This is a genomic window from Pseudomonas sp. SIMBA_041, from assembly GCF_046535095.1.
In the GTDB taxonomy this organism is placed as follows: domain Bacteria; phylum Pseudomonadota; class Gammaproteobacteria; order Pseudomonadales; family Pseudomonadaceae; genus Aquipseudomonas; species Aquipseudomonas mucoides.
Window position 1 is genome coordinate 145,396 of the sequence record NZ_JAWRXJ010000012.1, and the last position, 14,242, is coordinate 159,637.

Genomic DNA, 14,242 nt, shown 5'->3' on the forward strand with positions numbered 1-14,242 from the left:
GGCGAAATCTCCTAACCCGTCTGTCGACCCGCTCCTGCATCCGATGGAATGGCGGCTGGCTAGGGTGGTGTTCCAAATGTTCGCAATGGAATGCACATGCCCAATCTCAATCAAGACAACGTTGCCGGCCCGCCAGGAATGCGTGACGAGCTCACGGCCGCCGTGAACATCGCGTTGCCACAAACCCCAGATCAATTTGGCGCACGTTTGATCAAGGAAAAGTGGGGGACGGACATTGATCCCCAAACCTGCTTGCTGGCCACCCTCGATTACAACTACAAGGGACATCCTGCGCAGGATGGCATTCAGCAGGGCCAAGTGGCGAGTTCACAATCGCTACTGCAAGCGCTGCTTTCCAACTATCAAACCGTGGGCGATGGACGTTTTGCCGAAAGCGCTTTCGGCTTTTACGCGCCGCCGGACATCGGGCCGTCGGTTCGAATCGTGCAAAACGTTGACGAATTCGCTGACCGCGGCAGTGGCAATCACCAGAGCTATGAAGGCATTTATCGCCAAACCATCCCGCAAGCCTATGGGCCGTTGACGCAAGTCCCCATTAAACCGGCTGACTTCAAGAGATGGGTCTGGGCGCTGGATTTGCAGGGCTTGTACAAGACGTATCTTGATCACGCCTGGCCGTCCGATGAGGCGCTCGTTGCGCCGCAACCCTATGCGCTGAGAACCTCGGTCAAAGCGGCATTTGTCATGACCGCCGCGCTGCAACGGCATGAACAAAGCCTGAGTAAAAAGGGCCTGGAGCTGGCCATGCAGGCTGCAGGTTTGCCGGTGGATCAGGCATGGGAATCACTGACTATCGAACCGCTGCAAGCACCGACCCTGATCCCCTCCACGGTCACGGCGGGGCGTCTGAAGCTGTACCGCTATACAGCGACCGATATCTGGACTTTTCGTCTCACCGCCAGCCCTCGGGTATTGATGTACATCCCAGGTAACTCTTCACCCCTGCATGACTTCGCTGATGTGTCGCAATTGCACCGATGGGTGGTTGCACAGAGCAAGGCCAGCGCAACCAGGCAAGCGCTGGCCGCTCACTTTGCCGACGACGATCGACAGGATGGAACCTTCCATGCCGGTGTTTTGACGGCGCTGGATGGAATGGCCATCTACCCGCATGAGCACTGGCTGACAAAAAATGCCGGCTTCTTTAACAATGATGGTTATTGGGAGCCTGCCGAATATATCGGCTTCGAGGATCAGCCCCCCGCGACCGATCCGTTTGCACAGTTGGTTTCGACCATGAAACAGGCTGCGCGGGAAAGCGTCAAAACCATCCGGGATGACGCTCAAGTCAACCGAGACAATTTGAGTGCTGTTGTCGAGCCGGTCGTGCAATGGATCAACCGGTTTGGGCCCCTGGCCCTGTTTCTGCCGGGGGGAGAGGGGGTGCTAGCGCTGGCCGGGCTCATCGATGCCGGTTATGGACTGGATCAGGCTGTGAACGGCGAAACGCCGAACCTGCGCAAAGAGGGCGTGACGCGCACGGCATTTGGCTTGCTCAACGCGCTGCCGCTGGCAGGTGCGGCAGCAGATGTCAGTGTTGGAAGGGCTGAGGCCGAGGCCGTCAAGACAAGTGAACACACCGCCATCGTCATGCCGGCGACAAAGAGTGTGACAGCAGCGCCTTCCGGTCTGTCCCGACTGGAACTGATTCGCGGGATCGGCCCCCCAGTGGCGTCATTCAGCGATGAAGTCCTGGCGCAAATCGGCAAGGTCAGCACGGTAGACGACGACATGCTGCGCTTGATGAACGCCGGGCGGCCACCGACGCCTTTACTGGCTGACACGATCAGCCGTTTCAAGCTCGATCTGGAGCTGCGCTCGGCCGGGCAAACCGAGCTGTTCAACAGTCGATACGCCGCGCTGCAGCAGTCGGAGCACGAATGGGTCCGGCTGTTTCAGCGCCAATACCCAGGGCTTCCCAAAAGCGCCATTGAGCAAATGCTCGACCGTTATGGCATAGACATCCGCGCGACGCCTGACGTTGTGGAGATCAGGCAAGTGTTCAAACGCCTGGACAGCAAAGCACGTCAGTACCAGCAGCATGTGCGCCTGAACCGGGCCTACGAAGGCCTTTACCTTGGGGCAGTCGTCAATGCCGAGACGGACACTCTGGCATTGCATTCACTGTCGCATCTACCGGGATGGCCCAAAGATCTTCGAATAGACATTTTTGACCGTTCGCCTGCTGGCCGGGTGCTGGACCGCAGTGGTCCGCTCGATGCCGCTCATTGTCGAAGCATCATCAGGGTGAGGAATCGGTATCAGCGACAAGGCGTGCAATCGGACTTTTACGAAGCTGTCCTCGGGATCCTGTCAGATGACGAACGTTCGGCGTTACACCTGACATCTGATGATCCTGTCAGTGAGTTGCGCCTCAAGATTGGCGCGGTGGCACTGCCTCGCTCGCAAACCCTGCTCGGATTACAACGGATGGACAGCGGGCTGACGTTCGAGCCTCAGGGCTTGCGCGGCGGAGGTTATCCGTCGACGCCTCAAGGCGAAGCCATGACCCACGAGATGATGAGGTTGCAACTCAAGGAGATTTATCCCGACTTCACCTCAGCGCAGGCCGATGAAGTACTGCAACGTGTGGGCAACAATACGCAGGCTTATATCGATGGGTTGAAGCAACAGCTACAACAACTCAACACCGATTTAAGCGGTTGGATCGACCAGGTTGCCGATGACGTCAATGACATGGATCTTCCGTTTCTGGCGATTGGCGATGCCGAGGCAGCGAATATGAGCCCTGCGCAAATTGCGGCCCATAACGTTGACCTTTTCATGGATGAGTTGGAGGACGAACGATCGCTCAGGAAAGAGCTCGCCGAGGAATTGGTCGCCCTTTGGCAAAGGCGCGGAGACGCGCCACATGCCACGCTGGATATGAACTTTGAGAACTATCACCGATTACCCACGATGAACGTCAGGTTCGACGATGTGACCCAGTTACTGATGCGAGGTTTTCATCTGACAGAGCAGGACAGTTTGAACGGGTTTCTGGAGTGTTTTGCGAACCTTGAAGTGTTGGACCTTGAAAGCGTGGACTTGCGGAACTACTTCGTGGCCGGCGATGCTGGTCGCGCTTTGCCGCCCGCCATCGAACAAATGGCACCTCTTCGCTCGCTGAACTTGCGTGGCACACAGCTGGTACTCACTGACAGTGCCGCTTCACAACTGCGTGACCTGACTCATTTGCAAACGCTGGACTTGAGTGACAACCCCTTGGGCGTGCCGCCATTGGTGATGGGCATGAACGATCTACGTCAGCTCAACCTGAGAAACACTCAAATCACCCGATGCCCGATCGGTATCAAGGATGAGCCCTATCTGACGTCTCTGGATTTACGGGATAACCAGATCACCCGGATACCGCCAGCAGTCATAAACCAGGCAGTCGCAGATGATCGTGTGTTGCTCTTGGGGAATCCACTGACAGACGAAGACACGCTGCGCCGATTAGTCAGCCATCGAGAGGAAACCGGCATCAATTTATGGCTCAACGCCCCCGGCGCTGGCTATGGCTCGCCGAGTGTATGGCTGCGAGACTACGACGACGCGTTGCAACAGTCCCGACAGGCCCTTTGGCAACGACTGGCGGGCAAACCTTCCGGCACCCGGTTTTTAGCCGTCATCGACAGGCTGAGTTTGACGGCTGACTTTCAGGTCGGTTACTTGCCACTGCAGACGAGAGTCTGGCGATTGTTGAACGAGGCTGATGCGTCTGAGGAAATGTGGAATCGATTGAGTCGCAGCAGCGGGCGCTTTGAACATCCGATGGCGGCTTTCAGGGCACTGGAGGAGCGTGCCAATCTTTGACGTAAAGCGGGAGGGGAACCTTGAACCCCGAAAGGGGTTCAAGGTTTGACCATCAGCGGCGACGGAACAGCGGCAGCGGTTCGTCGGTGGCGGCCTGGTACGTCACTGAGAAGTCCTTGAGACCTTCCAGGGCTTCGTACGGGTCTTTATCGGGGCGCACTGCAAACGCGTCGAAACCGCAGCGGCGCATGTAAAACAACTGATCGCGCAGTACATCGCCAATCGCTCGCAGTTCACCTTTGAAGCCGTAACGGTCACGCAGCAGGCGAGCATTGGAGTAGTTGCGGCCATCGGTGAACGCCGGGAAGTTCAAGGCAATCACCTTGAACTGATCCACGTCGTCACCGATTTCTTCAGCTTCTTCGTCGGCATCCAGCCAGACGCCCAGGCCGCCATCGCGGGCCTTGAGCATACGGCTGTGTTCGCGCCACAGCTGCAACGGGACGATCAGGTCATCGCAGTTGCTGATCTCGTCGATGTTGAAGTCCTTGGGCAGCAAGTGCCAGGTTTCGTCGACGACTTCGTTGTTCTTAATGATTCGCTGCATAGACGCGCTCCTTGAAGAGGTCGATGCCAATACGCTGGTAGGTGTCGATGAACCGCTCGTCTTCGGTACGTTGTTCGATGTACACGTCGATCAGCTTTTCGATCACATCAGGCATGGCTTCCTGGGCGAAAGACGGGCCGAGGATTTTACCCAGGCTGGCGTCACGGCTGGCGCTGCCACCGAGGGACACCTGGTAGAACTCTTCGCCTTTCTTGTCCACCCCGAGGATGCCGATGTGGCCGACGTGGTGGTGACCACAGGCATTCATGCAACCGGAGATGTTCAGGTCCAGTTCACCGATGTCGAACAGGTAATCCAGGTCGTCGAAGCGACGCTGGATCGATTCGGCAATCGGGATCGACTTGGCGTTGGCCAGCGAGCAGAAATCACCGCCAGGGCAGCAAATGATGTCCGTCAGCAAGCCAATGTTCGGTGTGGCGAAACCTTGCTCGCGCAACTCGCCCCACATCGCGAACAGTCGGGACTGTTCCACGTCGGCCAGGATGATGTTCTGTTCGTGAGACGTGCGCAGTTGACCGAAGCTGTAACGATCGGCCAGGTCGGCCACGGCGTCGAGCTGCTTGTCGGTGATATCACCCGGTGCCACACCGGTTGGCTTCAGCGACAGGGTCACGGCCACATAGCCCGGCTTCTTGTGCGCCAGGGTATTGCGCGTGCGCCAGCGGGCAAAGCCCGGGTGCTGCTGGTCGAGCTCGGCCAATTCGGCGGTCTGGTTGTCCAGGGCCTTGTAGTCGGGGTCGACAAAATGCTTGGCGACGCGATGCAGTTCGGCCTCGGTCAGCGTGGTCTGGCCACCGCGAAGGTGTTCCATTTCCGCGTCGACTTTTTGCGCGAAGACTTCAGGCGTCAGCGCCTTGACCAGAATCTTGATCCGCGCCTTGTACTTGTTGTCGCGACGGCCATAGCGGTTGTAGACCCGCAGGATGGCGTCGAGGTAGCTCAACAGGTCTTGCCACGGCAAGAACTCATTGATGAACGCGCCCACCACCGGCGTACGGCCCAGACCCCCACCGACCAGTACACGGAAGCCCAGCTCGCCGGCAGCGTTGTGCACGGGCTCAAGGCCAATGTCATGCACTTCGATGGCGGCGCGGTCAGATGTCGAACCGTTGACCGCGATCTTGAACTTGCGCGGCAGGTAGGCGAATTCCGGGTGGAACGTGGTCCACTGGCGGACGATCTCGCACCATGGGCGCGGATCGATCAGTTCATCGGCGGCGACGCCGGCGAACTGGTCGGTGGTGACGTTGCGCAGGCAGTTGCCGCTGGTCTGGATCGCGTGCATCTGCACGGTCGCCAGTTCAGCCAATATGTCCGGAATGTCTTCCACGGCCGGCCAGTTGAACTGTACGTTCTGCCGGGTGCTGATGTGGGCATAGCCCTTGTCATAGTCGCGGGCAATCTTGGCCATCATGCGTACCTGACGCGAAGTCAGTTGGCCGTAAGGCACCGCCACACGCAACATCGGCGCGAAACGCTGGATGTAAAGCCCGTTTTGCAGGCGCAGGGGGCGGAATTCTTCTTCGCTCAGCTCGCCTGCCAGATAGCGTCGGGTCTGATCACGGAACTGCTTGACGCGGTCCTCGATGATCCGCTGATCGTATTCGTCGTATACGTACATATAAGTCCTGTTCTCAGGCTTGGGTCGCTCGGATACAGCTGCGTTTTTGTGCTTGGCGGAGTCCGAAAGAACCTCTGCAATTCTGCGCGCACGGCCGCGCTCTCCCTACGGAGCCGGGGCAAGATACCAGTTTGCAGTTATGCGCAAAAGTGATGTTTGAGTATATGTAAAGAACCAAAACGACTAATAAGAACTGTGATGACTAAACCCTTATTTGTGGTGCGGGCAATCGTCGTCTTTACTGTGGTCGAGTCTTTATGCAATCACCGATAAAACCGACAAGAGGCGATGCAATGAGCAACCCTACCAAAGCGACAAAACCTGATAGCACGGTCGATGCTTGGGCGATTCTTTTCCTGATCATTTTGGTCGTGGGCACGGCAGTGTTCTGGGTCAGCCATCAATAACCGACCCCGTCCGGGCCCGGTTCCGACGATTGTCGGACAAAAACCGGAATAAACGCCGTATTACGGAACTTCACTGGCTATAATGCGCGGCGATTTTCCGGGGGCTCGGACGTTAATGTTGAAGTTTTTCTACGCCATTGTGCTACTGCTTGGCACGGTCTACGGACCGGTTGCGCGTGCGGAATCGGTGTTGTTCCTGAGCCCTGGTACCACCCAGGAAGCCTTCTGGGTCAGTTACGCGCAATTTATGCAGGCCGCCGCCAGAGATTTGGGGGTTGACCTGCGAATTCTTTATGCCCAGCGCATGCCCGAACTCACGGTGGCGCAAGCCCGTCAGGCGCTGCAAGGTCCCGATCGCCCGGACTATCTGATGTTCGTCAATGAACAATATGTCGCCCCACAGATCCTGCGCCTGGCCCAGGGCAGTGGTGTAAAGCTGTTCATGGTGAACGCGTCGCTGACGGCCAACCAGCAGAGCCTGTTGGGTGAGCGCCCCGATCACCTGGGCAGCCTGGTGCCCAACGACGAGGAGGGCGGTTACCTGATGCTCAAGGAGCTGATCCGTCAGCATCCACCGGCAACGCCCGGCAAGCCTATCGAGCTATTGGCATTTTCCGGCCTGAAAATCACTCCGTCTGCGCAATTGCGCGAGCAAGGGATGATGCGCGCATTGGCCGAGCATCCTGAAGTGCGTTTGCGCCAATTGGTCTATAGCGGGTGGACCCGGGACCGCGCCTATGAGCAGGCCAAGTTGTTGTTCCGGCGTTATCCGCAGATATCTCTGGTGTGGTCAGCCAATGATGAAATGGCGTTTGGTGCGATGCAGGCGTTTGAGGAGAGCGGTGGAAAACCCGGAAAAGACGTGTTGTTTAGTGCCGTCAACACCTCTCCCGCCGCCTTGCAGGCGATGATTGATGGACGCCTTAGCGTGCTGCTGGGCGGTCACTTCACTTTAGGTGGTTGGGCGCTGGTGGAGTTGCATGATTATGACCAGGGCGTTGATCTTGATCTGTACGGTGGCCGCCACCGGCTGATCCCGCTGTTGCAACTGATCGACAAGACGCAAGCCAAACGCCTGCTGGCGTTGGGGGCCTCGCCTGACTACGGCGTGAACTTCCGTCGACTCTCGGCCAAAGGGCGGCCGACCACCTATCGCTACCCGTTCAGCTTGCAAACACTGATGCGCTAAACCCCGGCCAGATGCAGCACCAGTTGCACGATGCCGTACAGGGTCAAGGCAAACACGGTCGTGAACAAAATCCCCAGAATCACAAAATGACTCGGTTTACCGTGGGTGAAATCCCGGGCCCGGTTCTTCCCGCTCTGTACCCCGAACGCCGCCGCCATGACGCTCTGCAGCATCTGCCAGAAGGTCGGCGGCTTGTTGTCTGCTGGATCGTCCATAAACCCCTCGTCACGTGTGTGTGAGCCGTAAGCATAGACCTACGGACAGCACAAACAACTGTGGGAGCGAGCCTGCTCGCGAAGAGGTCGTGTCAGTCGACATGAATATCGCCTGGTCCACCGCCTTCGTGAGCAGACTCGCTCCCACAGGGGATCACGGTTCGCCACCGTATTGTGGCCCGTCGGTTGGTTAGTTGTCGTACCCGAGGTTCGGGGCCAGCCAACGTTCGGTCACGCTCAACTCCTGACCTTTGCGCGAGGTGTAGCTCTGCACCTGATCCTTGTCGATCTTGCCCACGGCGAAGTACTGCGCCTGCGGGTGAGCGAAGTACCACCCGCTGACGGCTGCCGCCGGGAACATCGCGTAGTGCTCGGTGAGGAATACGCCGCTGCGACCGGCCTTGAGCTCTTCGGCTTCGGGGTCCAGCAGTTTGAACAGCGTGGACTTCTCGGTGTGATCCGGGCACGCCGGGTAGCCCGGAGCAGGGCGGATGCCGGTGTATTGCTCTTTGATCAGCGCCTCGTTGTCGAGCGTTTCGTCCTTGGCGTAACCCCAGTAGTCTTTACGGACTTGTTGGTGCAGCCATTCTGCGCAGGCTTCGGCCAGGCGGTCGGCCAGGGCTTTGACCATGATCGAGTTGTAATCGTCGCCAGCGTCCTGATAAGCCTTGGCCACTTCTTCGGCGCCGATGCCGGCGGTGGTGATGAACCCGCCCACGTAGTCGGTGACTTCACTGTCTTTTGGCGCGACGAAGTCGGCCAGGGAGAAGTTCGGCTTGCCGTCGGTCTTGATGATCTGCTGGCGCAGGTGATGCAGCTTGGCAATCGCCTTGCCGTCGTCGCCGTAGACTTCGATGTCATCGTCGCGCACCTGGTTGGCCGGCCAGAAGCCAAACACCGCGCGGGCACTGATCAGCTTTTCATCGATCAGCTTGGCGAGCATTTCCTGGGCATCGGCATACAGCGAGGTGGCGGCTTCACCGACCACTTCGTCTTGGAGGATGCGCGGGAATTTGCCGGCCAGGTCCCAGGAGATAAAGAATGGCGTCCAGTCGATGTACTCGGCCAGAACCTTCAGGTCGATGTTGTCCAGCACCTTGGAGCCGGTGAACGTCGGTTTGACCGGTGCGTAAGTGCTCCAGTCAAACTGCGGCTTCTTGGCGATCGCAGCCGGGTAGCTCAGGCGCTCGGTGCGCGCGCTGCGGTTGGCCGTGCGCTCGCGAACGTCGATGTATTCCAGGCGGGTCTTCTCGACAAACGCCGGTTTCAGCTCCTTGGACAGCAACTGCGTCGCCACGCCCACGGCGCGGGAGGCGTCCGTCACGTAGATCACCGCGTCGTTGCTGTACTTGGGCTCGATCTTCACCGCCGTGTGCGCTTTGGAGGTGGTCGCGCCACCGATCATCAGCGGCAGGTGGAAGTCCTGACGCTGCATTTCACGGGCGACGTGGACCATTTCATCCAGCGAAGGCGTAATCAGGCCCGACAGGCCGATGATGTCGCACTTCTGCTCCTTGGCCACTTGCAGGATTTTCTCCGCCGGGACCATCACGCCGAGGTCGACAATGTCGTAGCCGTTACAGCCCAACACCACGCCGACGATGTTCTTGCCGATGTCGTGCACGTCGCCTTTCACCGTTGCCATCAGGATCTTGCCCTTGGCTTCCGGTTTGTCGCCTTTTTCCAGTTCGATGAACGGGATCAAGTGGGCCACGGCCTGCTTCATTACGCGGGCGGATTTCACCACTTGCGGCAGGAACATTTTGCCGGCGCCGAACAGGTCGCCAACGATGTTCATGCCGGACATCAGCGGGCCTTCGATCACTTCGATCGGTCGGGCGAACGACTGGCGCGACTCTTCGGTGTCTTCAACGATGTGCGTGGTGATGCCCTTGACCAGCGCATGTTCCAGGCGCTTGTTGACCGGCCAGCCGCGCCATTCTTCGGTCTCGGCTTCCTTGACACTGCCATCGCCCTTGTACTTGTCGGCTATGGCGAGGAGGGCGTCGGTGCCTTCCGGGGTGCGGTTTAGGATCACGTCTTCGACGGCGTCGCGCAGCTCTTGCGGGATCTGGTCGTAAATCTCCAGCTGACCGGCGTTGACGATACCCATGGTCAGGCCATTGCGGATCGCGTACAGCAGGAACACCGAGTGGATCGCTTCACGCACCGGGTTGTTGCCTCGGAACGAGAACGACACGTTGGACACGCCACCCGAGGTCAGCGCGTACGGCAGTTCGTCGCGGATGTAAGCGCAAGCGTTGATGAAGTCCACAGCGTAGTTGTTGTGTTCTTCAATACCGGTGGCCACGGCGAAGATGTTCGGGTCGAAGATGATGTCTTCCGGCGGGAAGCCGACTTCGTTGACCAGAATGTCGTAGGAGCGTTTGCAGATTTCTTTCTTGCGCGCTTCGGTGTCGGCCTGGCCGGCTTCGTCGAAGGCCATGACGACCACCGCGGCACCGTAGCGCTTGCACAGTTTGGCGTGATGGATGAACTGCTCGACACCTTCTTTCATGCTGATCGAGTTGACGATGCCCTTGCCCTGGATGCATTTCAGGCCGGCTTCGATCACTTCCCACTTGGAGGAGTCGATCATGATCGGGACGCGGGAGATGTCCGGCTCGCCGGCAATCAGATTGAGGAAGGTCACCATGGCCTTCTTCGAATCGAGCATCCCTTCGTCCATGTTGATGTCGATTATCTGGGCGCCTGCTTCGACCTGCTGCAGGGCGACTTCCAGGGCTTCGGTGTAGTTGTCTTCGCGGATCAGGCGGGCGAACTTGGCCGAGCCGGTGATGTTGGTCCGCTCACCGACGTTGACGAACAACGAGCTGCGGTCGATGGTGAACGGTTCCAGGCCCGACAGGCGGCAGGCCTTGGGGATTTCCGGAATTTGACGCGGTGCGTAACCGGCTACGGCCTTGGCGATGGCTTCGATGTGGCCAGGGGTGGTGCCGCAGCAGCCGCCGACAATGTTCAGAAAACCGCTTTGAGCGAACTCCTCGATGACCTTGGCAGTGTCCACCGGCAGTTCGTCGTACTCACCGAACTCGTTCGGCAGACCGGCGTTCGGGTGCGCGGAAACATGGGTGCCGGCCTTGTTCGACAGCTCTTCCAGGTACGGACGCAATTCGCTGGCACCGAGGGCGCAGTTCAAACCGACCGAGATCGGCTTGGCGTGAGCCACGGAGTTCCAGAACGCTTCGGTGGTCTGGCCGGAGAGGGTACGGCCGGAGGCGTCGGTGATGGTGCCGGAAATCATGATCGGCAACTCGATGCCGAGCTCCTCGAACACGCCTTGCACGGCAAAGATCGCGGCTTTGGCGTTCAGGGTGTCGAAGATGGTTTCGATCAGGATCAGGTCGGCGCCGCCTTCGATCAGACCCTTGGTGGATTCGGTGTAGTTTTCCACCAGCTCATCAAAGGTCACGTTGCGGTAACCGGGGTTGTTCACGTCCGGGGACAGCGAGCAGGTGCGGCTGGTAGGGCCAAGCACGCCAGCGACGAAACGTGGCTTGTCCGGGGTTTCCAGGGTCTTGGCGTCAGCCACCTTGCGGGCCAGGCGTGCGCCTTCTACGTTTAACTCATACGCCAGGCCCTGCATGCCATAGTCGGCCAGGGAAATCTGGGTGGCGTTGAACGTGTTGGTTTCCAGAATATCGGCGCCGGCATCCAGGTAGGCTTTCTCGATACCCCCAATCACATCCGGGCGAGTCAGCACCAACAGGTCGTTGTTGCCTTTGACATCGCTTGGCCAGTCAGCAAAGCGTTTGCCACGGTAATCCTGCTCTTCGAGCTTGTAGCTCTGGATCATCGTGCCCATGCCGCCATCGAGAATCAGGATGCGCTCTTTGAGGGCGTGCTTGAGAGCTTGAAGGCGAACACTGCGATCGGACATTTGGACTACTCGGAAAGACCATGACGAAGGGGCGGGATCATAGCAAACCTGTGCGCTTTTAGAGCATCACCCGGTTTTGCATGAATATCGTTCATGTTGGTATGGGTATCTGACCGGTAGAATCGCCGCGATTTTTCATGATTGGGACCAGGGATATGTCGTATCGCGTCACCACCAGCATTTTCATGCTGCTTTTAAGCTGGGGCGCCGCGGCGCAAGGTCCGGCCATTTCCTCTGCGATTTCCTACAGCCGCGACATCCAACCGATCTTTACCGAAAAGTGCGTCGCCTGCCATGCGTGCAACGATGCCCCCTGCCAGCTCAACCTGGGCAGTGGTGAAGGGGCGGCGCGGGGCGCCACGAAAGTCACGGTCTACGACGGCGACCGCAGTACCGCTGCGGCACCGACGCGGCTGTTTTACGATGCGTTCGGCAAGCACGCCTGGCACCAGAAGGGCTTCTATCCGATGCTTGACGCCCAGGGCAGTCAGGCCGCGTTGATGGCGCGGATGCTGGAACTGGGCCACAAAACCCCATTGCAACCCAACATCAAATTACCGCAAGACATCGTTCTCGGTCTGAACCGGGAAAACATGTGCGCCATGCCCGCAGAGTTCGACAATTACGCCAGTTCCCATCCCAAAGAGGGCATGCCGCTGGCGGTCACCGGCCTGACCGATCAGCAATATCAGACGTTGCAGCGCTGGCTGGCGTCGGGTGCGCCGATCGATGAGGTCGGGCTGGTGCCAAGCGCAAAAGAAGCACAGGAGGTGGTGCAATGGGAAAACCTGCTCAACGCGCCCGGCTCCCGGCAAAGCCTGGTGGCGCGCTGGTTGTTCGAGCACTGGTTTCTTGCGCATATCTACTTCAAGGACGGCGAACCCGGGCATTTCTTCCAGTGGGTGCGTTCGCGCACGCCCACCGGCCAGCCGATTGACCTGATCAACACCCGGCGCCCGAATGACGACCCGGGCACTCAGGTGTTTTACCGCCTGTGGCCGGTGCAGGGCGTGATTGTGCAAAAGACCCACATCACCTACCCGCTGAGTGCGGCGAAGATGGCGCGGGTCAAAAGCCTGTTCTATAGCGGCGACTGGCAGGTCAACGCCTCGCCAGGTTACGGACCTGAACGGCGGGCCAATCCGTTCGCTACCTTCGAGGCGATCCCGGCGCAGGCGCGCTACCAGTTCATGCTGGATAACGCCGAATACTTTGTGCGCACCTTTATTCGTGGCCCGGTCTGCCGTGGCCAGATCGCCACGGACGTGATCCGCGATAACTTCTGGGCGCTGTTCCAGGCCCCTGAACACGACCTCTATATCATCGATCCCAACTACCGCGGCCAGGCGACGCCGTTGCTGGCCATGCCCGGCCAAAACGATGATGTCGGCAGTGTCTTGAGCCTGTGGCATGACTACCGCGACAAGCGTAACGAGTACGAAGCACTGCGTCGGGACAGCTACGCCGATGTACCGGCACCGAGCTGGTCGGCCTTGTGGGCGGGGAATGACAACGCGCTGCTGAGCATCTTCCGGCACTTTGACAGTGCATCGGTGAACAAAGGCCTGATCGGCGATGTGCCGCAAACGATGTGGCTGTTCGACTTCCCGTTGCTGGAGCGTACCTACTATCAATTGGCGGTGAACTTCGACGTGTTCGGCAACGTTTCTCACCAGGCCCAGACCCGTTTGTACTTCGACCTGATCCGTAACGGCGCCGAGCAGAACTTCCTGCGTCTGATGCCGGCGGACTCCCGGGACGCCTACCTTGACGATTGGTACCAGAACAGCGGCAAGTTCAAGATGTGGCTGGACTATGAGTCCATCGATGACGACAAACCCACTGCGTTAAAGCTCGACGAGAAGGACCCCAAGCGCGACTTCGCCCAACAGTTGCTGGTCCGTTACGGCGAGCTCAATGCCACCCCCGACCCGATCAACCGCTGCGACGGCGCCTATTGCTCGCGACCGAACATCGACCCGGCCTTGCAGGGCGCCGAACAGGCCTTGAGTCGCCTGACATCGAGGCCGGCGGCGGGCTTGAAGGTCATCGACCAGTTGCCGGAAGCGACGATGTTGCGCATCGAAACGACGAGCGGCAAGCGCGAGGTCTACAGCCTGCTGCGCAACCGTGCGCACAGCAACGTGGCGTTCCTGTTGGGTGAATCGTTGCGCTACCAGCCAGGGCTGGACACATTGACGATTTTCCCGGGCGTACTCAGCAGTTACCCGAATTTCATATTCAACATCCCGGCCGACCAGGTGCCGGCGTTCGTCGATGCAATGGAAAACGCCAAGGACGATGACGGCTTCGAGAAAATCGTCGAACGTTGGGGAATTCGCCGCAGTCATCCGCAATTCTGGTTCTATTTCCACGACCTGAGTCGCTATGTCCACGAGACCGATCCGGTGGAAGAGGGTGTGCTGGACATGAACCGCTACCAAAACCTCTGACTCACCGCGACACCCCCCCCTGTGGGAGCGAACTTGCTCCCACAGGGG

Annotated in this window: 7 protein-coding genes; 3 read left to right on the forward strand and 4 right to left on the reverse strand. The window is 58.9% G+C overall.

Features of this window, described 5'->3' with window-relative positions:
* The first annotated feature begins 96 nt into the window (after positions 1-96).
* Positions 97-3,840 (forward strand): dermonecrotic toxin domain-containing protein, encoded by a 3,744-nt coding sequence (locus SB725_RS25945; RefSeq protein ID WP_059182842.1) that lies wholly within the window; start codon positions 97-99, stop codon positions 3,838-3,840.
* Between the two features lie 52 nt (positions 3,841-3,892).
* Here the strand turns inward: SB725_RS25945 and SB725_RS25950 are convergent, their stop codons facing one another.
* Positions 3,893-4,387 (reverse strand): DUF934 domain-containing protein, encoded by a 495-nt coding sequence (locus SB725_RS25950; RefSeq protein WP_027923761.1) that lies wholly within the window; start codon positions 4,385-4,387, stop codon positions 3,893-3,895.
* The gene (locus tag SB725_RS25955) at positions 4,371-6,029 is read right to left on the reverse strand and encodes a nitrite/sulfite reductase (RefSeq protein ID WP_027923762.1); all 1,659 of its coding nucleotides are present in this window, start codon (positions 6,027-6,029) and stop codon (positions 4,371-4,373) included. Before SB725_RS25955 ends, SB725_RS25950 begins: the two co-directional genes overlap by 17 nt.
* A 522-nt stretch (positions 6,030-6,551) precedes the next feature.
* On the opposite strand from SB725_RS25955, the gene SB725_RS25960 reads away from it, so the two are divergent.
* Entirely contained in the window at positions 6,552-7,625 is a 1,074-nt protein-coding gene (locus tag SB725_RS25960) for an ABC transporter substrate-binding protein (RefSeq protein WP_027923763.1), read from the forward strand.
* Here the strand turns inward: SB725_RS25960 and SB725_RS25965 are convergent.
* Positions 7,622-7,840: a DUF2970 domain-containing protein gene (locus SB725_RS25965; protein ID WP_027923764.1), complete on the reverse strand. Its 219-nt coding sequence runs from the start codon at positions 7,838-7,840 to the stop codon at positions 7,622-7,624. The two genes, SB725_RS25960 and SB725_RS25965, sit on opposite strands and share 4 nt — an antisense overlap.
* A 190-nt stretch (positions 7,841-8,030) precedes the next feature.
* The gene (gene metH, locus SB725_RS25970) at positions 8,031-11,741 is read right to left on the reverse strand and encodes a methionine synthase (RefSeq protein ID WP_027923765.1); all 3,711 of its coding nucleotides are present in this window, start codon (positions 11,739-11,741) and stop codon (positions 8,031-8,033) included.
* Positions 11,742-11,896: 155 nt separating this feature from the next.
* Between metH and SB725_RS25975 the strand changes: the two genes are divergently transcribed.
* Positions 11,897-14,194, forward strand: a complete 2,298-nt coding sequence (locus tag SB725_RS25975) for a fatty acid cis/trans isomerase (protein ID WP_410922782.1) — start codon at positions 11,897-11,899, stop codon at positions 14,192-14,194.
* Positions 14,195-14,242: the final 48 nt, after the last annotated feature.